Here is a 20,242-nt window from a genome sequence, read left to right on the forward strand (position 1 = left end):
ATGAAAGCAGCTCACTACTGGCACTGTTTTGTAGGTATCCAGACACGGGAATGGCTCCGGTTCTGGCAGCAGCGCACCCGCTTTGCCAGCGCTCTGGTCCGGCCACTCCTCTGGCTGGTGGTCTTTGCCGCCGGTTTCCGGGCGGTGCTGGGCATTTCCATCATCCCGCCCTATGAAACCTACATCACCTACGAGACCTACATCGCCCCCGGGCTGTGCGGAATGATCATCCTGTTCAACAGCATGCAGGGTGCCCTGTCCATGGTTTACGACCGGGAACTGGGCAGCATGCGGGTGCTGCTGATGAGTCCCCTGCCCCGGCCTTTCCTGCTGGTCACCAAACTGCTGGCCATGGGTGTGGTGTCCATCGGGCAGGTGTATGTGTTTTTGCTGTTGGCTCTGCTGGTAGATGTGGAGCCGCCGTTGTGGGGCTACCTGGCGGTGTTGCCGGCGCTGATTCTGACCAGCCTGATGCTGGGCGCCCTGGGGCTGCTGATCGCCACGTGGATCAAGCAGTTGGAGAACTTTGCCGGGGTGATGAACTTTGTCATCTTCCCGATGTTCTTCATGTCTTCGGCGCTCTATCCGCTCTGGCGCATGAACGAGGCCAGCCCCTGGCTGTACTGGATCTGCCAGTTCAACCCGTTTACCCACGCGGTGGAGGCGATCCGGTTTTCCCTGTATCTGGAGTGGAATCCGATGGCTTATGGGATTACCGCAGGTGTGACTGTTTTCCTGGCGTTTTTTGCCACAGCCGGCTTTCGTCCGCAACGCACGAAAATACTGGGCGGGAAGCCCGCATAATGCCCGAAAGCTGACTTACACGGATTCAGGAGCCGGCCAAATCCAGGCCACGAAGCCTGCCAAGCAGCCCGTCGACCAACCCGGGTTCGCCTACCGAACTATCCCACTGTAACTGAGCGGGCTTGCCGTCGAGATACCACAGACGGTTCGCCAGGATCTCCGCATCCCCGCCATCATGGGTAACGCAGATCATCGCCATATCCGGATGCGAATCCAGAATCCCGGCTATCAGCGCCTTGAGTTCACCCGCCATGACCGGATCCAGTGACGCAAACGGCTCGTCCAGCAGCAGCAAGTCAGGTTTCACGGCCAGGCAACGGGCCAGTGCCGCCCTTCTGGCCATTCCCAGGGAGAGCTGATCCGGCAGGTAATCGCCGTAACCCGACAATCCCACCTGTTGTAACAAGCCCTTGGCCTCCTCTTCGCTGGCGCCAACCAGCCTCAGATTCGCATCCAGACTTCTCCACGGCAGCAGACGATGCTCCTGGAACAGATAGCCCACCCGAAGTTTGTCGCGCCCAATAACCGCCTCCTGTGGAACCGATTTGTCGAGACCGGCAATGGCGTTCAGCAGTGTGGTCTTGCCGATACCCGAAGGTCCAAGCAGGCAGATGCGGTCGCCTCGGTCGATGGTTGCAAACACCTCGCCAAGCACCGGCTGGCCGAAATCACGGCCGGCGATTCTGAGTTCAAGCATGGGCCGCCTCCGGCTGACGCCAGCGGCTGGATCGACGCTCGAGGGGCTGCAGGATGGCCAGTTCGATCAGCTGAACAACGGCTATGAACGCCAGGCTATAGGCCAGAATGGCGGCCACGTCGAATACCTGAAACGCCATGTGCAGCTGGAAGCCGACGCCGCTGGAGCGGCCCAACAGTTCCACTACAAGAACAATCTTCCAGATCAGGGCGAGACCACCCCGGGTGGCGGCCATGAGGTAGGGAAACAGCTGCGGCACCCACACTTCCCGTAATCGTTGCCAGCGGGTGAAACGATATACGGTAGCCATCTCTTCCAGCCGGTAGTCGAGGCTGCGGGCGCCTTCGCGAACGGTTACTGCCACGTTGGGCACCTTGTTGATTACGACGGCCATCACGGCCGCCACTTCCACCAGGCCGAACCAGACATACATAAGGATGATGGTGACCAGCGCCGGCAGGTTGAGTAACAACACCAGCAAGGGATCGAACAGGGCATTGGTGGTTTGTGAACGGCCCATCACGATGCCGATGGCGGTGCCAATAACCATGGCCAGAATAAAGGCGACCAACACACGGGCGAGGGTCGCGCCCAGATGATTCCAGAGCTCGCCTGTCGCCGATTCCCGAGCCAGGGTGTCCAGTACACTCAGGGGCGTTGGTAGCAGAGGCGACTGAAGTAGCCAGGCGGTTATCGCCCAGAGCACAACAAAAGAGGGCAGAACTATCCAGTAGCTCCATAGCGGCGGGCGGCCGACTCGGCCTTTCACGGCTGGCTCCGGTAAAACAGAGAAGCCGGCATAAGGTTGTTCGGGTCGGCGCCGGTGAGGGTCATCAAACGCTGCAGGTCCGCGATTCGCTGGTCTGTTTGGGGCGCAGGAGTCCCGGCGACGAAGCCCTCGCGCAATGCCGTGAAGATGCCATCTTCAGGATTACCCATCAGGGGACGCAAGCGTTGCCAGGGTGATTCACTGTTCGACAGCTCGGCTTTGGCCTGTTGCAGGGAGGCTGCGAAACCATCAATCAGGGGGCCATGCTCTTGCGCCCAACGTTCTGAAAACACATATCCAAGCACCGGCAGGTTGCGATCCAGGTCAAGCTCAGTGAGCAGATCGGCCATGCTGAAAGCCGACCGCCAGCCACCCTCACCCCGGAGCCGGGCCGCGAAATGCCAGTAGGTGACGATTACGTCTACCTGTCCCCGCTTTAGAGCCTGGCTGAGCAGCGGCGGAGCAGCAAACTGGATCTTTGCGGATTCCTCCAGGTCGATGCCCTGCCGCTGCGCGACTTTCTGGAGGAGTATCCAGCCCTTGCTGTCCGGTCCACCGGCGACGCCGATGCGCTTACCCTGCAGATCTTCCACTGAGCGGATCAAAGAGGATTCATCAACGACGATATCGCCTATCTGGGATGAAAACGGAACATAAAGGTAGGGCGTGCCCGCCTGGAACCGGGACTGCGCCCACAGCAGGTCGGCCACAGCGCCATTCACCGAGCCGCTGGTGACCGCCAGCCGGGAGGCCGGCAGGTTGGCTACCGGTTTCAGGTCCAGCCGGTAGCCATTCTCCCGATCCAATCCCCGATGCAGTATGTGGTCAAGCTCCCAATGGGCCGTGCCGAACTGCAATACGCTGACGGACAGAACGGGTAGCTCTGAGGCCCTCTCCCCCGCCTGAGCACCACCTGCGAGACTGAAGATAAGGCACACCAGGGCGGCCACTCCCTTTTTGATCCAGCGATCGGCAAAAGAGGGTTGGGAGACTGGTGTTTTTGTTGGTTGTAGGCACATGGCTTCACGATACGAAGCCCATAGCCCGGCAAGAATAGTACTTTGGTGCCTGTTTTTTGGTGCGATGGTCGCATTCAACCCGAGACCAAGATGGCGTGTAATGAAACCATCACAATAATAAACAGAGGATCGGAACCGATTCCGGCGATTCTCTGCACAGGAGGCCGCCATGCTGAACGAGCTCGATGCCGCACTCTCTACCGAAAACTGCCATCATGCTTCCGAAAACCGCTATCATGATTCGGAAAAGATACCCGATACTGAAAACAAACAGGTAGACCCATCCATGGAGCCGGCTTACAAGATTCTGATTGCCGACGACCACCCACTGTTTCGTGAGGCCATCAGCAGTGTTATCGCTTCTGGTTTCGAAGGCAGCGAGATCATTGAAACCGACGATCTGGACAGCGCCCTGGATCTTACCCGTGAAAATGACGATCTGGATCTGATCCTGCTGGATCTGAACATGCCGGGCATGCACGGTTTGAACGGCCTGATCACCCTGCGCAACGAAGCCCCGACTATTCCCGTGGTGATTGTTTCTGCCGAGGAAGACAAGCAGGTGGTACTGCAGGCCATTACCTATGGAGCCTGCGGCTTCATTACCAAATCCTCGCCCCGGGCCCAGATGACCGAGGCCATCCAGCAGATTCTGAACGGCAACGTTTACCTGCCCTCGGACATCATCCGAACCGGCAAGGAAAGCAATACTCGCCGTAGTCGCAATGAAGACAACCCGATTTCACCGGAGCTGCTCAACTCACTGACCCGCCGCCAGCTGCTGGTGCTCGAGCGCATGTCCAAGGGCGAATCCAATAAGCAGATCGCCTATAACCTGAACATTGCCGAGACCACGGTGAAGGCCCATGTGTCGGCGATACTGCGCAAGCTGGGGGTTCACAACCGGGTGCAGGCGATTCTGTCTGCCAGTGATGTGGATTTCAGTCAGTATCTGAAGCGGTAGGGTGGCGTGTTTGTCGGGTTAGGCGCAGCCGTAACCCGACACCTACCTCCAATCTCAACTTCTCAGCAGATGACTCAACGCACTGCGTAACTTCAGGGGCTTCACCGGCTTGTTCATCAACAGGTGCCCGAGTTCCCGGATATGCTGCTTGAGTTCGTTGGTGTAGTTGGCGGTGATCATCACCACCGGCGCCGGGCATCTCCGGCGGCCATTGATCTCCGCCACCACATCCACCCCGTTTTCATCGTTGTCCAGGTGATAGTCAGCCAGGATCAGGTCCACCGCACTGCTGGCCGGATCGAGCTGGCGTTCGAGATCCTCCAGGGACACCGCCGTCACCACCTGGCAGTCCCAACCCTCGAGCAGGGTTTGCATGCCCTGGCAGATCGACTGGTCGTTATCGATCACCCAGATCCGGGCTCCACCCAGACCGCTATCGAAAGACACGGCCCGGTTCTGGTCGGCCGTCGGTTGCCGGGGCTTCAGTTTGCCCACCGGGACCCGAACACTGAAGACTGACCCCCTGCCCTCGATGGAATTCACCGTCACCTCATGCCCCAGCATTCGGGAGATTTTGTCCACGATGGCCAGGCCAAGGCCCAGTCCCTTATCGGGTTGTGAGCCTGCCGGTCGGATGCGTTTGAATTCCTGGAAGATCTCGGTGAGTTTGTCCTCCGGAATACCGGGGCCGGTATCCCACACCTGCAAAAGCACATGATCCTTTTGCCGTCGAACGCCGAGCAGCACCCGGCCATTGCCGGTATAGCGGATGGCGTTGGTCAGGAAATTCCGGAGAATTCGCGCCAGCAACTGGGAATCCGACTCCACGATCGCCGAGCTGGCAACAAAGTCCAATTGCAGGCCCTCCGCTATGGCCATCTGCCGGAACTCCCGGGCGATGTTGTTGAGCAGGTCCCGCAGATCAAAGGCGGTGACATCCGGCTTGATCACGCCAGCATCCAGCTTGGAAATATCCACCAGGGTGCCCAGCAGGTTTTCGACATCGTCCAGAGAGGTGCTGACCGACCGAACCAGACCCTCGGCCTTGGGACCGAACGACTGTTCCAGCAGTGCACTGGTGAATAACCGTGCGGCATTCAAAGGCTGCAACAAATCGTGGCTGACCGCCGCCAGGAACTTGGTTTTCGAGAGATTGGCCCGTTCGGCCTCAAGCTTGGCATCCCGAAGCCGGGCCTCCACTGCTGCCCGCTCGGTGATCTCCTGACGTAACTGGCTGTTCAGCCCCGTGAGCGCTGCAGTGCGCTCCTTCACCCGTCTTTCAAGGTTGTCATAGGCCTGCTCCAGTGCCAGTGCGGTCTTCCGGCGGTCGGTGATGTCCCGGATCAGTACAAAGAAACCGATGATGTCGCCCTGCTCATCGAAGTTCGGCACATAGGAGCGCAGCATATGGCGCACCTCACCCTGCTCACCGGTCTCCTCGAATTCGAATGTCACGTTGTGGCCGTCCATGACATCGAGAATCTGGGGAAGCAGGCGCTGATAGAACTCCGGCGAATGGACCTCGTTGAGCCGTTTACCCAGAGGCGACTCGCCTTTGCGCCCGTACCAGGAGGCATAGACTTTGTTGCAGAACTGGATGGTCATGTCGGCCCCGATATACGCAATCAGCGCCGGAACATGGTCGGTCACCACCCGGATCCAGCGCTCGCTCTCTTCGAGCGCCTTTATCCGGCGGGCCATTTCGCTGTTCTTCACATCGGTGATGTCGGAATAAAGTACGACCAACCCGCCTTCCCGGGTCGGTCTCTCGGTCACCTGCACCCAGCGGCCGTTGGCAAGCAGGAACACCACGCCCTCAGAATCGGGATGGCTGTGTTCCTCCAATACCAGACCGCAAGCCACCGCCTGCCGCTTCACGTCTGAAATCCGGGTACCCTGGCCTGGCGCATCAACACCTGCGTGACGCCAGTAACTGCGGAACCGGCTGTTGCTCTGGATCAGGCAGTGCTGGTTATCGAACAGCACGAAGCCATCCGCAATACTCTCGATGGCGTCGCTCAGTCTCTGACGGGTGGTTTCGGCTTCTTCCCGGGCGCGATTCAGGGCCTTGTTGCTGCCCTTGAGCTGTTCCATGGCCTGATTCAAAGCCTCGGTACGCTCGCGAACCTGCTCGGCAAGCACCACCGAGTGCTCGAAGGCGGCGTAGGGTTCCGGCTTATGGGCCGAACCGGACTCCACCCGGACAATCAGGGCATCACGAATCCGCTTCAGGCGCTCGTTCTCCGCCTCAAGCTCCGCAATCCGCCGGTCCCGTTCGCCCTCGACGGGTGTTTCAATCTTGTCCGGAACGGACATCAGGCTGGCCAATGACCACCCCCGTAAACGTCTGGTTGATGTGCATGCCGTCAAATTGCTCGCCGTAGGTATTAAAGCCAATCACATTGTGGTGGCGGAGGAACTCCGAGACCGCCTCCACCTCGCCGGTCAGCTCTGCCTCCAGGCGCCTCAGAAAGCAGTCGCAGCCGATAGTGACCAGGGGCGGCCCGACGACCTTCTCCGCCGCCTCGATCTGCGTGCGAACGCTGTCCAGCAGGGATTCCGGCTCCATGGCCGTCATCACAATTCCGGTTTCCACGGCGCAATAGAAGGTCAGACTCTTGTCCGGGTTCACCCGCTGCACCGAGCGGACAAAATAGTGGCCGCCGATTTTTACCCCCATGGGCCGCAGCGCGAACACCTTGCGATCCAGGGCATCAACATCTACACCTACCGCCCGGGCATAGGCATCGGCCGCCGGCTCGGCATTGAGCTCGTACACCGTGCGGCTTTCCGCGCAGGCGTCCGTCACTACCAGCTTTTCACGACGCTCAACCATGTGGTGTGTGGAAAACACCCGGAAATCCAATGGCGTGTTCACCAGCAATACCGTGGCGGCTCCGGTATGGAACTCGCCATCAAAAAACACATGGGTGTTGGCCAGGCGTTCATCGTCGCCGGCGGAACCGCCAAACTGGGGAATGCTGCCAAGGGCCGAGTTGAGCGTTGCCAGCACCAGCTCTTCACGGCTGGACAGGCCGTCCAGCAGCGTGATGGCAAAGGTGTTGCCCTTGACCGGTGCCAGCCTGGCATCCCGGCAAGTCGAAAGCAGGCCGTCGATCACGCCCTGGGCATCCTGCAGGGTGAACCGGTCCAGTTCGCGGATCAGCTCACAGTCGATGGCGAAATAGCGGCGGTCGAATCCGATGGCGGTGATGCATCCACGCCCATAGCCCTCCGGGGTGATCTCCCCGGCGGAGGTGCAGCCGCAGACGCGCACGCCCGGAAAGCTGTGTTCAAGGGCACTACCAAGTCGACCCAGGTCGTACTCCGCTGAACAGAAGAACAGCACACAGCCAAGGTGCTCGTGGCTGAGCTGGCTGGCGAGATTGGTGGCGGCCAACATCGGATCGCGAACACTGGAGCTCGCTACCCGGACCGCGGGCAGGGTCGTCGCTGGCTTCATAAACGCAGATCCCGAGAACGGATGACTTTTCACCGATTCTACGGCATCCGTAAACGCAGCCAATGCGACTTCAGTGCTTTTAATGGGCGCGCCAAAATGATCGTAAGCCATTGATTAAACTGCCTCCTGAATCAATGTCTGATGGCGCTGCCGGTTTCCCTTCAGGCAAACCGGCACTTTAGTCTTAGACAAACCGGTGCCGCGGGCGGCCTCCTGCCACCCGCAACGCCGGACAAGGCTCAGAACATCACAATGGCGCCCAGGGCGATGGTGTCCGCCTCGGTAGTGGTTGCCCCTGTGGTGCGGTTGTTGTCTTCGTACATGTTGTATTCGGCAACCAGCTTGAAGTTGCTGTTCACATCATGGAAGAACCCGATCGTGGTGCTCTCGGTCTCCAGGTTCAGAATTTCCGCATCCGTCTCACCGTAGGAGAGCACAACGCGATTCGCTCCGAAGGCGTAGGAGCCCTGGACCAGGAAGCCATCGGCATCGTCTTCTGTAACCGCACCGTTGCCGATAAGAACCGGATTGTCACCCTTGGAGGTAAAGCCGGAGGCCGCCAGGGTCAGTCCCGCCATCGACGCCTTGATCCCGTAACCAATACCGGTGCTATCGACGGTCGCGGTGCCGTTCTCGGCCGACTGGTAGCGGCCATTCACCCAACCGGTAAGCGCCACATCGTTCAGGTTGGCGTTGTAGGTCACTTCGGATTCGAACCGGGGTGCTGAGTTCTCATCGTTTGCGCCGGTGACTGTGTCGGCGGGATCAAGTACGCCGGCAGCCACCTTCAGACCGCTCATGTCGGGTGAACGGTAGGTAATCTGGGCGGACGGTGTCGGGTAGGAGTATCCGGCCCGGATATTGCCAAAGGAGACGCCCCCTGCGAGTCCCGGCGAGCCGAAACCCATCAGGATTTCATCAAGAAAGATGTTGGAACGGGCGTACAGGCCAAAGTCCTTACCAATCAGAACCTGACCAAAATCGCCATCCACGGTGGCGTAGAACTGGCGCACGTCGATTTGCGTATCTGTCGCGGTTCCGGCGTCTGCACCGAGGGCATCATTGATGGTGGTCCAGAATGAGGAACGACCGCCCAGAGTCAGATCACCCATCTCCCTGCTGAAGTTGAAGCCGATGGTATTGGGCAGGAAGCCCATTTTGATTCGGGTATCGCGAACGTCGTTTTGCTTGTCGTCACGGTTCACATAAAACGCATTGAAATAGCCATCAACGGAAAAGCTGGTGCCGTCCTGGTTGTAAAGCTCAACAGCGGCGCTGGCGCCTGTGCTGACGCCTATGGCCGCGGCCATGGCAATCGCTAAACCTGACTTTCTGAGATTGTTGTTTTTCATGGTTCCCCCGGTTGTTTTTGGAAATCTGGGATCGGAGGTCCGGACTATCCGGACACTCCAGGCGCGGTCTGTCGCCTGAATTCCATGGTCGGTGATGCACGGGAGGGGGAAAATGCTTCCAGGGAGCAGGTTTTCTGCTCATTTGGGAGGCCATGGAAATGAAACTTTGGGAGTACGACCCGCCGAGTCAAACACCCGGGAACCGGCCCAGTTCCTGCAGGCAGTCGTTGAGAAAATCTTCGGGATCGGCCATCACCGCCTCATCGGCAACGACACCAAACTGTACCTGGCCGGCGTAGCTGACAATGCTGATGCCCAGGCCGATGTCGCCGGCCTGGGGCACCCAGAACATCTGCTCAGCAATCCGGCAACCGGCAATGTAACGGGCCTCCGGGGTGCCCGGCACATTGGACACCACGGCACTGGCCTTGCGGTAGAACACCTCGGCCAGGGGCTCCCGCCAGGGCTCCGGTACGACAGTCGCACTTGCTGCCAGCCCCCAGGCAATGCCCGGCTGCCAGCTTTTCTTCAGGCGGCGGGTTTCATGCTTGATCCGGTACAGTCTCTCAAGGGGACTTTCGCCATCCACCGGCAGAGGCACAAACACCGTACCGAAGTAGTTGCCCAGGGCACCGGGAGCCGGCTTGAGCTCCTCCGGCAGGCGGCTGCGAATATCAACCGGAACGGCGGCATGCAGCACGGCTTCATCGAGGTCCTCGCCTTCAATGCCCAGGCGGGTTCGCACAGCCGCGGCTACACAACTCAGCAACACATCGTTGATGGTCACGTTGGTGATTCGGGCAATGCTCCGAAAACGTTCCAGAGGCACAGGTTCCGACCAGCGACAATGCCGTCGCCCGAGCAACGGGCGCCGGAGGTCGGTGTCTGAATCCTCCGGCTCCACCAGAAATTCCGAAAATTCATGGACCAGCTTGAGACTGTTCTGGGCAACCCGCTCCACCAGCCGGCCAGCATCCTGCCACTGGTTACCACCGGATTCATCGGCTCCTGCACCGTCATGGAGTTCTTCCCGGGAATCCCCGGAGGCCATCAGTTGACCGAGCCAGATCTTTGCCGCAGCGGTCCAGCGTGACAGCTCCGCGGTCTCGGGTGCGCCGTAGATGGCCGGATGCTGCTGGGGGGAAGGCGGACAGAGGCGATCAAAAATCCCCAGCAAGGACAGGCCATCGGCGTAACAGTGATGAATACGCAACAGGAGCACCGCCCCGCCCTCGGCATTGGGCGCCAGCCAGAATTTCCAGCGTGGGCGATACATGGGCAGAGGCTGGTTCAACCGCACCGACACCCATTCCTGCAGGCTTTCTGGAGTGAAACGATCTACCACCACGTCAAGATGGTGGCGGACATCAAACATGGGGTCTGGCTCCCACCACCAGGCAGGCGAGCGCTTAACCGGCATGTACCGGAAACGCTCCCAGGCCATCCAGTACACACGGAGGAACTCCCGGAAACGGGGTGCGGTAAGACCATCAACCCGCAGCATCACGGTGATGGTCATGGGGTTTTCCGGGCGTTCCAGGGCCAGCCAGGCCGAATCCGCAGGTAGCAGGAGATGCGATTGTTCGTGACTCAAACCCGAACGTCCCTGGAAAAGTGGTGGAGGTAAGTAAAAACCGAACTCCGCATTGTGCCAGACAAGCCCCGTCGGCTCCATATGCGGCACCAGCGCACGCTGTTACAAAAAATTACACGTGAGTAACTGTTCAGTCCTATACTGGTTATAAGCCTTGGTGCCATGGTTATTACACGCTGCCGATCCGTGATCGATTGGCCCTGAGACATCAAAAACTCTGCACTCAGAGCCAGTAACAAAGCGAGTTGATCGGGGTACAAAAGGCTTACCAGCACACCCTAATTCCAATAACAGGCCATTGCCGTGCTGGAAGGGAGAGCAGTTATGAAAGCGAGCCATGTTCGCAAGCTGATAAAACCGATTGAGAGCGCCTACTCGGAAATGTTCTCCGGGCGGGTGTATCGCGTTGGCAAGGGCGCGGTGTCCGTTCGCAACCACAGTGGCAAGGCCGAACAAACCGTGATCGGCGTGCACGGCTTTCTGGAAAACCACTGCTACTTTACCCAGGCCTACGAAGCACCCACCACTGAGCTAATTCTGCTCACCTGCAGCAATTACCACATTCCGGTGAACGGTGTTACGCCGGAGGCCCCGGACTGGGAAGTGCCGATCAAGCACCTGGAAGGCACCATCGAATACGATGCCTGCATTCTCAACCAGGCGCTTTCCAGCCTGCCCACGACTGACAACATCCGGGTACATGGTCACTCCCGGGGCGGGGCGGTGATCCTCGAGGCCATCAAACAATGGCCCGACCTGTATGAAGACGTTGAAGTGGTGCTTGAAGCGCCCGTACTTCCCGACGGCCGACTCTCGGCGCTGGTGACCACCATTCTGGAGCCGGTAAGCCATGGCATGTGGCCCTGGCTGATTCGTCTGATCAACAGCGCGCCCTCGTCTGCTTACGGACAGACCTTCTTTGGCAAGATGAACCCGCGCAAGAAGCAATTGCTCAGCAAACTGTTCTCTGCCACCAAGGATCATCTGACCATTGTTCGTAACATCGAAAACATCATGGACTGGATGGCGCGAACGGATACCAGCGTCTACAGCCACGTGCGCCACGGCACCTTCCTGATTCCAGCGGTAGACCGCATCCTGGATCGCTCATCCATGCTCGCCAGTGCCCGCCAGAGCCCGACCACCATGCGAATCGTCGAAACCGAGGCGCCGAGCCACTTCATCACCCTGGACAGCAAGGAATGGGTCCCGGGGTTCGAAACGCTGCCCGCAGCCGCACAGGGCTAGCCCGGGCATTGCCCTGCTGCAAGACCGCCGCAGCTCCGCTAGACTACGCTCTTTTCCTGAGGTTTAGTGGAGCCATCGCCCATGTACCGTGAGCGCCTTGTCGCTACCGAAGCCCGCACCGAAAGCGCTCGCCGGCTGCAAACACTGCTGTTGGACTACCATGATTTCAGGCGTCTGAAAGCCGAGCACCCACTGGTGGAGAATGCGTTCCACCTCGCCGACTGGCAGGCGGAACGGCTGAAGGCAACCCATGAAGACCTTTACCACCACCCCGGCTACCATCACGGCCTGGAGTTCCTGTTGACCGATCTGTACGCCCCCGCCGGCATGACCCGCCGGGACGACAATATTGATCGAGTGTTCCCGAAGATGGTGAAGTGGCTGCCGGATAATCTGCTGGACACGTTTGCCGGGCTGGTGGAGCTGAACCTGATCACCCAACGGCTGGACCTTGAGCTTGCCGAGCTGTTAGAGCAACAGGGCATCCGGGCCGACTCAATTAACACTGACGACTATTGTGCCGTCTACCGCCAGAGCCGGATGCTGAGTCAGAGGGAAAGACAGATCTCCCTGGTAGCGGAGGTAGGACAGCAGCTTGATCGCTATGTCCGCAACCGCACTCTGGGGTGGCTGCTGTCAATGACCCGGAGCCCGGCGGAAATGGCCGATCTGACCGATCTGCACAGCTTCCTGCACCGGGGTTACTCCGCCTTCCGCAAGATGGACGATGTGGAACTACTGATCGACCGGCTGGTGTCCCGGGAACAGCAGGTAATGCGCAACATTCTGAACCATCACCCGGACCCGTTCAGCCTGCCGGGCGACCTTTAAGCCGACATGCAGCAACGAATCAGGCCTTGATGATCTGGTCCAGCTGCGAGTGGATTTCCTGCTCGATGCGGGATTTGAAGGGCCGCAACATCAAGCCCAGTTCCAGATGAATGTGCAGATCCGTCGGGGTAATGTTCAGGTGCCCCTTGACGCCGCTTCGTTTGAATTTCAGGTGATCGCCTTCCCACTGGTAATGCACGTCGAACTGGCTGGAAAGGTCTTTGGCCAGGGATTCGGCAGCCTCTCTGGCGTGTTCTTTATCCAGGGCATGCGGGCGGTGTACATCAATGACGGACATGAAAACGTTTTCTCTCGGATTTGGACGAATTTACAGTTTAGGGCGCTATTTAACGCACCGCCACCCTTGTAGCAACCCCGTCAGCGGTTAGAATACGGGGTTCAGATTCTGACAGGACATCTCCCATGAGCGAGCAGCAAACGCCAGCCAACCAGGCCGCAAACAATAACGGCCAGGATGACGTCACCCACTTTGGCTTTCGCAATGTACCGAAAAGCCAGAAGGCGAGCCAGGTGGCCGAAGTATTCCACAGCGTGGCGGGCAAATACGATCTCATGAACGACCTGATGTCCATGGGGATCCACCGGCTCTGGAAACGCTTTACCATTGAGCTTTCCGGGGTACGGCCCGGCCATCAGGTACTGGATATTGCCGGCGGCACCGGCGACCTCACCATGAAGTTTTCAGACCTGGTTGGTCCCTCCGGCAAAGTGGTGCTGGCTGACATTAACGCTTCCATGCTCCAGGTGGGCCGCAGCCGACTGACGGATCGTGGTTACGCCGGCAACATTGAGTACGTACAGGCGGATGCCGAGCACCTGCCATTCCCGGACAACAACTTCAATGCGGTCTCCATCGCGTTCGGTCTGCGCAATGTCACCGACAAGGACCAGGCCCTGCGTGACATGACCCGGGTTCTCAAGCCCGGTGGCAAGCTGATGATCCTGGAGTTTTCCAAGCCCACCAATCCGTTGCTGAGCAAAGCCTACGACACCTACTCGTTCTCCGCTCTGCCACTGATGGGTCAGCTGATCGCCGGCGACAGCGAAAGCTACAAGTACCTGGCCGAATCCATCCGCATGCACCCCGACCAGGACACCCTGAAAGGCATGATGGAAGATGCCGGCCTGGTGAACTGCAAGTACTACAACATGACCGGCGGCATTGTTGCCCTGCACGTGGGAATCAAGCCCTGATGTTTCCCGGCCCCACCCTGCTTTCGGCTGTCTCAGCGATCCTGGAAAGTGCCCTGAACCGGGCCCTGGAACTGGATCCAGCGGGGCATCGTGCCCTGATGGAAGCATTGGCGGGCCCGGTGCAGTTTAATGTCACCGATCCGGTTCCCCTGACCTACACGCTGGATAGGGCCGGAGAACGTATCCGGGTGGGCAGCCAACCTGTGGACCAACCGGCTCTTGAGATCACCGGCAAACCCATCGCCTTTGCGGCACTGGCCACCGGTGATGATCGGGTCTTTGCCGACGGCCGCCTGGAAGTGACGGGCGATACAGCGCTGGCTCACCAGCTGCAGCGCGCACTGAACCAGCTTGAGCCGGACTGGGAAGCCGCCATGGCCCAGCACATCGGTGATGTCCCCGCGCACTTTCTGGGCAAACGCATTCGCAGCGCCATCCGGTGGAGCCGGCAGGCCTTTCAGTCGCTGAACGCCAACATCGAAGAATATGTGCATGAGGAAAGTCGTGCCTTGCCCGGGCGACGGGAACTGGAAGCCACGTTCGAGGATATCGACGAACTGAATCTGCGCACCGAAAGACTGGAAGCCCGACTGAACCTGGTTGAGAACCGCGGCAAGACTGACGAACCGGAGAACCTGTGACCCGCCTGCAACGCCTGTTTCGAATTGCCTGGGTATTCTGCCGCTACCGGCTGGACACGTTCCTGCCCATCGCGGAACTGCCAGGGCCCCTGAAGGTGTTCTTCCTGCTTGCGCCGTGGCATCTGTTCCCCAAACCCAAGCTGGACAGGGGTGATCGACTGCGGCTGGCCCTCGAGGAGCTGGGCCCCGTGTTTGTAAAGTTCGGCCAGATACTCTCGACCCGACGGGATCTGTTGCCGGATGACATGGCCGAATCCCTGAAAAACCTTCAGGACCGTGTGCCGCCGTTTCCGAGCGATGAGGCCCGGGGCATTATCGAAACCTCGCTGGGCGCCCCGGTGTCGGACCTGTTTGCCGAATTCAGCCCGGACCCGCTGGCCTCCGCATCGGTTGCCCAGGTGCATGCAGCCACCCTGCCCAACGGCCAGAAAGTCGTGGTAAAGGTACTGCGCCCGGGTATCGAAAGGGTGATTCGCCAGGACCTTGCCCTGATGTACCTGATGGCCGGCCTGCTGGAAAAATACTGGTCCGAGGGCAAACGCCTGCACCCGGTGGAAGTGGTTGCCGACTACGATTCCACCATTCACGACGAACTGGACCTGCAGCGTGAAGCCGCCAACGCAAGCCAGCTGCGCCGGAATTTCGAGAACTCCTCCCTGATCTATATCCCGTTTATCGACTGGGACTACACCCGCAAATCCGTGCTGGTGATGGAGCGGATTCACGGCATCCCCATTGCCGATACCGCCGCCCTGAAAGCCGCCGGCGTCGATATGAAGGTGCTGGCCGAAAAAGGCGTGGAGATCTTCTTTACCCAGGTGTTCCGGGACAGCTTCTTTCACGCCGACATGCACCCGGGCAACATCTTCGTGGATACCTCCAACCCCTCGGATCCTCGATATATCGCCATCGATTTCGGCATCGTTGGCACCCTGGCACCGGACGACCAGAGCTATCTCGCCCGCAACCTTCTGGCATTTTTCCGTCGTGACTACCGGCAGGTTGCGCAGTTGCATATCCAGTCTGGCTGGGTACCACCGGATACCCCGGTGAACCAGTTTGAAGCGGCCATTCGTACTGTCTGTGAACCGATTTTCGAGAAGCCGTTGAAGGACATCTCCTTTGGTCACTTCCTTTTGCGCCTGTTCCAGACAGCGAGGCGATTCAACATGGAGGTGCAACCCCAGCTTGTTCTGCTGCAGAAAACCCTGTTGAACGTGGAGGGGCTGGGTCGACAGCTCTATCCGGATCTGGATTTGTGGAGTACCGCACAACCGTACCTTGAAACATGGATGCGCAAACGGATTGGGCCGTCGGGGTTGATCAAGTCGCTGCAGTCCCACCTTCCGTCCTGGCTGGAACAGTCGCCAGAAATGCCGCAACTGGTGCACGACGCCCTCCTCCAGCTGCGGCAGGCCGGGCCCACCGAGCCGCAGAACCAGGCTACACTGGAGTTGCTCCGTGAGCAGCAGGTTCGCACCGAGCGGCGCTGGCGGCGGGTTACACTGGCGGTACTTCTGGTTGCCGGAGGCATTCTGGGCACCCAGCCTGAGGGCCAGCAATGGCTTGAAAGCGTGCCCACCTGGAGCTGGGCCCTGTTTGCAATTGCCGGTGGACTCATGCTCCGCGGCAGCCGATAACCGACAAAGATTTCAGGATTCACAAAAATGCAAAATAGCTCGGATAACGTCGAGACCCCTGACTGGCTGGATGCCATTCGCTGGACAGAGGACGGCCTGGTGCCAGCCATCGCCCAGGATGCCGAAACCGGCGATATCCTGATGATGGCCTGGATGAACCGGGAATCGCTCAGGCTGACCGCCGAAGAAGGCCAGGCCATTTACTGGTCCCGCTCTCGAGGCAAGCTCTGGCGCAAGGGGGAAACCTCAGGACACCAGCAGGTCATTCGGGACATTCGACTGGACTGCGACGAGGACGTCATCCTGCTGAAGGTGGAACAAAAGGGCGGCATCGCTTGCCATACTGGCAGGCGCAGCTGCTTCTACCGGACCCTGGAAGATGGTCAGTGGGTCAGCGTTGACCCGGTGATCAAGGACCCCGGCACTATTTACGGCAGCAACTGAGGAGCACGGACAGTGAGCGATGTACTGGAAAACCTGGCGCGGGTTCTGGAGGCCAGGAAAGAGGCAGACCCGGAAACCTCCTATGTAGCCAGTCTCCACGCCAAGGGTCTGAACAAGATTCTGGAGAAAGTCGGGGAAGAGTGCACCGAAACCCTGCTGGCCGCCAAGGACGCAGAACACTCCGGTGAAACCCGGGATGTGGTTTATGAAACCGCCGACCTGTGGTTCCACAGCTTGGTGATGTTGTCCCGACTGGGCCTTGGCCCGAAGGACATCCTGGATGAGCTGGCCAGCCGGTTCGACCTGTCAGGCCTGGAAGAAAAAGCGTCACGGGAAAAGTGAGCGGTAATACCTCTAAAGGGGTTTCCGCGTAACCGTTCTGGTAACGTACAATGTCATTGAACAGAAACATTAAAACGAGGACCCCGTAATGGGTATCAGCATCTGGCAATTACTTATCGTACTCGGCATTGTCATTCTGTTGTTCGGAACCAAGAAACTGCGCAACATCGGCAGCGATCTGGGTGGCGCCATCCGCGGCTTCAAGAAGTCCATGAACGATGAGGACTCCAAGGCCGAGAACCAGGAATCCCTGGAAGGCAAGGAAAACGAGCAGCCGCAACAACAGGCCGCGGCCGAAGACAAGCCCCGGGACAAGTCCCACAGCTGAGACCAGGCTGAATGTTCGATATCGGCTTTCTTGAGCTGCTGATCTGCGGCGTCATAGCGCTGTTGGTACTCGGCCCCGAGCGCCTGCCCACGGCTGCCCGTGCTGCGGGCCGCTGGGTGGGTGGCGCGCGACGTATGGTCAGCCAGTTCACCTCGGAACTGGACCGGCAATTGAAAGCCGATGAGCTCCGCGAAGAGCTTCGCAAGGCAGGCGATGTTGGTCTGGATGATGTGCAGAAAACCGTGCGTGGCGCCCTCGACGAGGCTAAAAAGTACGAGCACATGATCCTGCCCGATAACGAAACCCAGAAGCCAAGGCCCGCGCCGGCGACACGACGTGTGTCTGGCCAGACAAAAGCCTCCGAGTCTTCTGACCGGGATCAGGCTGGCACCAGCGACGCTCCGCAGACGCCGGATACAGGCTCTGCCGGGAACGACCAACCCAAAAACGAAACCCCGCAAAGTCCGCCGGATAACCGTTCATGAATGCAAAACCCGACGGCAACCAGATGCCTCCGGAACACCAGGAAATGCCTCTGATCGAGCACCTGCTCGAACTGCGCAACCGCCTCCTGAAGATGGTTTTAGCGGTGCTGGTGTGCTTCGCGGCCATCTATCCGTTTGCCAACGAGCTCTACCTGTTCCTGTCTGAACCGATCCGCTCCCTGTTGCCGGTTGGCCAGACCATGATCGCAACGGATGTGACCTCGCCCTTCTTCGCGCCGTTGAAGCTGGCGCTGGTACTGGCGGTGTTCGCCGCCATCCCGATCATTCTTTACCAGCTCTGGAGTTTTATTGCACCGGGCCTCTATGCCCACGAGAAGCGGCTGGCCTTTCCTCTGCTGTTTACCTCGGTAATCCTGTTCTATGCCGGCGCGGCATTCGCCTATTTTGTTGTATTCCCCCTGGTGTTCGGCTTCTTTACCGCGATCGGTCCGGAAGGCATCGTCGAATTGCCGGACATCACCAGCTATCTCAATTTCGTGCTCAAGATGTTCTTCGCCTTCGGTGTGGCCTTCGAGATTCCGATCGCCACCGTGCTGTTAATCCTCACCGGGGCCACCACGCCAGCGGATTTGGCGGCCAAGCGCCCCTATGTGGTGGTTGGCTGCTTTATCATCGGCATGCTGCTGACCCCGCCTGACATCATCTCCCAGACGCTGTTGGCTGTTCCCATGTGGATCCTGTTCGAGGTCGGCATCCTGTTCGGGCGACTGGCAAAACGGGAAGTGGCAGACGCGGACAGCGATGAGCCTGCAGGCGAATGAATCTGGCGTTACTGTTTGATGAGGATTTCATAGCACCCGACCGGGCCATATTAAGCGGCCGGCGCCTGGCTCACCTGCACTCGGTGATCAAAGTCGTTGCTGGCGATACAGTGCCGGTAGGCCGCGAGGGTGGCCAAATGGGCACCGGAGTAGTCGTCCGACTGACCGATACCGAGGCGGAACTCCAGGTAACCCTGGACCAGCCTCCCCCTGCACCACTGCCACTCACCCTGGTTCTGGCGATGCCCCGACCGAAGATGTTCCGCCGGATACTGCAGACCTGCGCCGCACTTGGCGTGAAAGACCTGTGGTTGATCAACAGCTACAAGGTGGAAAAAAGCTTCTGGCAAACACCCTGGCTGTCAGACCAGCAAGTGCGGGAAAACCTCACCCTGGGGCTTGAGCAGTCCAAAGACACCCTGATGCCCCGGGTGCAGATCCGCAAGCTGTTCAAACCCTTTGTGGAAGACGAGCTTCCGTCGCTGGTGGCAGGCAGAAAAGCCCTGGTAGCACACCCCGGCGCGAGCACACCCTGCCCGACGCATCTTAATCAGCCGACGGTACTCTGCATTGGCCCCGAGGGTGGTTTTACAGATTACGAAGTAGGCAAACTCGAAGACGCCGGTTGCCAGGGTGTCCACCTCGGCCCCCGCATCCTGAGGGTGGAAACTGCGGTACCAGTGCTGGTTAGCCGGCTGTTCGACGCCTGTCTCTAGCAGCCTGCCACCACCGGGCCAGTGGCGTAATCATGGCCACCAGTAACGCCCCGGCCAACACCCCGAACAGGCCGTTGGCTATCGTCGGCACGAGAGCACCAACCACACCACTGAATCCCTCGGCAAAGTGATGAATGGCGTCGTAGACCGGCGTGAACCCGTGGGTGAGAATGCCACCACCCACCAGGAACATCGCCAGGGTGCCGAGAATGGAGAGCGCCTTCATCAGATAGGGGGCCAGCCATAGAATGCTTGCGCCCAGCTTCTGGAGCACGGGGTTGTCCTGCTGACTGAGGTAGAGACCGCCGTCGTCCAGCTTGACGATCCCTGCCACCAGGCCGTACACAAAGACTGTGATCATGATGGCAACCACCGCCAGCACCATGAACTGCATGCCGATCGTCTGGGTTGTTACGGTGCCCAGCGTGATCGCAATAATCTCCGCAGACAGAATGAAATCGGTACGGATGGCGCCCTTGATCTTGTCTTTCTCGATCGCCCGAAGGTCGGTTTCCGGATTCTTCAGGGCTTCACGCAGCAGCCCTTTGCGCTTCTGATCTTCCTCCCGATGCAGAAACTTGTGCACCAGTTTCTCGAAACCCTCGAAACACAGGAAGGCACCGCCAAGCATCAGCAACGGCGTGACCAGCCAGGGCATGAAAAAACTGATCGCAAGGGCCGCCGGCACCAGGATGGCCTTGTTGATCATCGACCCCCTGGCAACAGCCCAGACCACGGGTAACTCCCGCGCAGGTTTCACGCCAGTTACCTGTTGGGCGTTGAGCGCCAGATCGTCACCCAGAACACCCGCCGTTTTCTTGGTGGCGGTCTTGGTCATCAGGGCGACATCGTCCAGCACCGTGGCGATGTCATCGATCAGAACCAGAAGACTGCTTCCTGCCATTACA

The 20,242-nt window shown here is 59.2% G+C and carries 22 protein-coding genes; 13 read left to right on the forward strand and 9 right to left on the reverse strand.

What is annotated here, in order from left to right; genetic code table 11:
• A complete protein-coding gene (locus tag GJU83_RS06705; protein ID WP_136629843.1) occupies positions 1 to 804 on the forward strand; it encodes a lanthanide ABC transporter permease protein PedC in 804 nt (267 codons plus the stop codon).
• A gap of 25 nt (positions 805 to 829) precedes the next feature.
• On the opposite strand, the gene GJU83_RS06710 is transcribed toward GJU83_RS06705, so the two are convergent.
• Genes GJU83_RS06710 through GJU83_RS06720 form a run of 3 tightly spaced genes read right to left on the reverse strand, consistent with a single transcriptional unit; the run spans position 830 to position 3,220 of the window.
• Positions 830 to 1,501, reverse strand: a complete 672-nt coding sequence (locus tag GJU83_RS06710) for an ATP-binding cassette domain-containing protein (protein WP_069181982.1) — start codon at positions 1,499 to 1,501, stop codon at positions 830 to 832.
• Complete coding sequence (locus GJU83_RS06715; RefSeq protein ID WP_069181983.1) at positions 1,494 to 2,270, reverse strand: ABC transporter permease; 777 nt, start codon at positions 2,268 to 2,270, stop codon at positions 1,494 to 1,496. Before GJU83_RS06715 ends, GJU83_RS06710 begins: the two co-directional genes overlap by 8 nt.
• The gene (locus GJU83_RS06720; RefSeq protein ID WP_083231722.1) at positions 2,267 to 3,220 is read right to left on the reverse strand and encodes an ABC transporter substrate-binding protein; all 954 of its coding nucleotides are present in this window, start codon (positions 3,218 to 3,220) and stop codon (positions 2,267 to 2,269) included. Before GJU83_RS06720 ends, GJU83_RS06715 begins: the two co-directional genes overlap by 4 nt.
• A gap of 355 nt (positions 3,221 to 3,575) precedes the next feature.
• Between GJU83_RS06720 and GJU83_RS06725 the strand changes: the two genes are divergently transcribed.
• Complete coding sequence (locus tag GJU83_RS06725) at positions 3,576 to 4,253, forward strand: response regulator (protein WP_136629888.1); 678 nt, start codon at positions 3,576 to 3,578, stop codon at positions 4,251 to 4,253.
• 54 nt (positions 4,254 to 4,307) lie between these two features.
• Here the strand turns inward: GJU83_RS06725 and GJU83_RS06730 are convergent, their stop codons facing one another.
• The 4 genes from GJU83_RS06730 to GJU83_RS06745 form a co-directional block, all read right to left on the reverse strand.
• Positions 4,308 to 6,569 (reverse strand): hybrid sensor histidine kinase/response regulator, encoded by a 2,262-nt coding sequence (locus GJU83_RS06730; protein ID WP_153634414.1) that lies wholly within the window; start codon positions 6,567 to 6,569, stop codon positions 4,308 to 4,310.
• On the reverse strand, positions 6,547 to 7,716 hold the full coding sequence (gene nosP, locus GJU83_RS06735) for a nitric oxide-sensing protein NosP (protein ID WP_069182789.1): 1,170 nt from the start codon (positions 7,714 to 7,716) through the stop codon (positions 6,547 to 6,549). The genes GJU83_RS06730 and nosP overlap by 23 nt, the downstream gene beginning before the upstream one ends.
• A gap of 239 nt (positions 7,717 to 7,955) precedes the next feature.
• On the reverse strand, positions 7,956 to 9,068 hold the full coding sequence (locus tag GJU83_RS06740; protein ID WP_153633959.1) for a porin: 1,113 nt from the start codon (positions 9,066 to 9,068) through the stop codon (positions 7,956 to 7,958).
• 187 nt (positions 9,069 to 9,255) lie between these two features.
• Positions 9,256 to 10,662: a WS/DGAT domain-containing protein gene (locus tag GJU83_RS06745; RefSeq protein ID WP_153633960.1), complete on the reverse strand. Its 1,407-nt coding sequence runs from the start codon at positions 10,660 to 10,662 to the stop codon at positions 9,256 to 9,258.
• 324 nt (positions 10,663 to 10,986) lie between these two features.
• Here GJU83_RS06745 and GJU83_RS06750 point away from each other — a divergent pair, with 324 nt between their 5' ends.
• On the forward strand, positions 10,987 to 11,910 hold the full coding sequence (locus GJU83_RS06750; RefSeq protein ID WP_069181986.1) for an alpha/beta hydrolase: 924 nt from the start codon (positions 10,987 to 10,989) through the stop codon (positions 11,908 to 11,910).
• Positions 11,911 to 11,991: 81 nt separating this feature from the next.
• On the forward strand, positions 11,992 to 12,741 hold the full coding sequence (locus GJU83_RS06755; protein WP_069181987.1) for a DUF8198 family protein: 750 nt from the start codon (positions 11,992 to 11,994) through the stop codon (positions 12,739 to 12,741).
• Positions 12,742 to 12,760: 19 nt separating this feature from the next.
• On the opposite strand, the gene GJU83_RS06760 is transcribed toward GJU83_RS06755, so the two are convergent.
• The gene (locus tag GJU83_RS06760) at positions 12,761 to 13,039 is read right to left on the reverse strand and encodes a polyhydroxyalkanoic acid system family protein (RefSeq protein ID WP_069181988.1); all 279 of its coding nucleotides are present in this window, start codon (positions 13,037 to 13,039) and stop codon (positions 12,761 to 12,763) included.
• A 125-nt stretch (positions 13,040 to 13,164) separates the two neighbouring features.
• Between GJU83_RS06760 and ubiE the strand changes: the two genes are divergently transcribed.
• The 9 genes from ubiE to GJU83_RS06805 all read left to right on the forward strand — a co-directional run bounded on the left by ubiE (position 13,165) and on the right by GJU83_RS06805 (position 19,334).
• On the forward strand, positions 13,165 to 13,956 hold the full coding sequence (gene ubiE, locus GJU83_RS06765) for a bifunctional demethylmenaquinone methyltransferase/2-methoxy-6-polyprenyl-1,4-benzoquinol methylase UbiE (RefSeq protein ID WP_069181989.1): 792 nt from the start codon (positions 13,165 to 13,167) through the stop codon (positions 13,954 to 13,956).
• Positions 13,956 to 14,597, forward strand: coding sequence for a ubiquinone biosynthesis accessory factor UbiJ (locus GJU83_RS06770; protein WP_069181990.1), 642 nt, complete (start codon positions 13,956 to 13,958; stop codon positions 14,595 to 14,597). The genes ubiE and GJU83_RS06770 overlap by 1 nt, the downstream gene beginning before the upstream one ends.
• Positions 14,594 to 16,237 (forward strand): ubiquinone biosynthesis regulatory protein kinase UbiB, encoded by a 1,644-nt coding sequence (ubiB, locus tag GJU83_RS06775; RefSeq protein ID WP_153633961.1) that lies wholly within the window; start codon positions 14,594 to 14,596, stop codon positions 16,235 to 16,237. Before GJU83_RS06770 ends, ubiB begins: the two co-directional genes overlap by 4 nt.
• 27 nt (positions 16,238 to 16,264) lie before the next feature.
• On the forward strand, positions 16,265 to 16,681 hold the full coding sequence (gene hisI / locus GJU83_RS06780; protein WP_069181992.1) for a phosphoribosyl-AMP cyclohydrolase: 417 nt from the start codon (positions 16,265 to 16,267) through the stop codon (positions 16,679 to 16,681).
• Between the two features lie 12 nt (positions 16,682 to 16,693).
• A complete protein-coding gene (locus GJU83_RS06785) occupies positions 16,694 to 17,023 on the forward strand; it encodes a phosphoribosyl-ATP diphosphatase (protein WP_069181993.1) in 330 nt (109 codons plus the stop codon).
• 88 nt (positions 17,024 to 17,111) lie between these two features.
• The gene (gene tatA / locus GJU83_RS06790) at positions 17,112 to 17,351 is read left to right on the forward strand and encodes a Sec-independent protein translocase subunit TatA (protein WP_069181994.1); all 240 of its coding nucleotides are present in this window, start codon (positions 17,112 to 17,114) and stop codon (positions 17,349 to 17,351) included.
• An 11-nt stretch (positions 17,352 to 17,362) separates the two neighbouring features.
• Positions 17,363 to 17,836: a Sec-independent protein translocase protein TatB gene (gene tatB, locus GJU83_RS06795; RefSeq protein WP_153633962.1), complete on the forward strand. Its 474-nt coding sequence runs from the start codon at positions 17,363 to 17,365 to the stop codon at positions 17,834 to 17,836.
• The gene (tatC, locus tag GJU83_RS06800; protein ID WP_069181996.1) at positions 17,833 to 18,618 is read left to right on the forward strand and encodes a twin-arginine translocase subunit TatC; all 786 of its coding nucleotides are present in this window, start codon (positions 17,833 to 17,835) and stop codon (positions 18,616 to 18,618) included. Before tatB ends, tatC begins: the two co-directional genes overlap by 4 nt.
• On the forward strand, positions 18,615 to 19,334 hold the full coding sequence (locus GJU83_RS06805; RefSeq protein ID WP_153633963.1) for a 16S rRNA (uracil(1498)-N(3))-methyltransferase: 720 nt from the start codon (positions 18,615 to 18,617) through the stop codon (positions 19,332 to 19,334). The genes tatC and GJU83_RS06805 overlap by 4 nt, the downstream gene beginning before the upstream one ends.
• Here GJU83_RS06805 and GJU83_RS06810 read toward each other — a convergent pair.
• The gene (locus GJU83_RS06810) at positions 19,306 to 20,238 is read right to left on the reverse strand and encodes a DUF808 domain-containing protein (protein ID WP_153633964.1); all 933 of its coding nucleotides are present in this window, start codon (positions 20,236 to 20,238) and stop codon (positions 19,306 to 19,308) included. The genes GJU83_RS06805 and GJU83_RS06810 overlap by 29 nt on opposite strands.
• Between the last annotated feature and the right edge of the window lie 4 nt (positions 20,239 to 20,242).

Origin of the sequence: Marinobacter salsuginis (genome assembly GCF_009617755.1) — a bacterium.
GTDB classification, from domain to species: Bacteria; Pseudomonadota; Gammaproteobacteria; order Pseudomonadales; family Oleiphilaceae; genus Marinobacter; species Marinobacter salsuginis.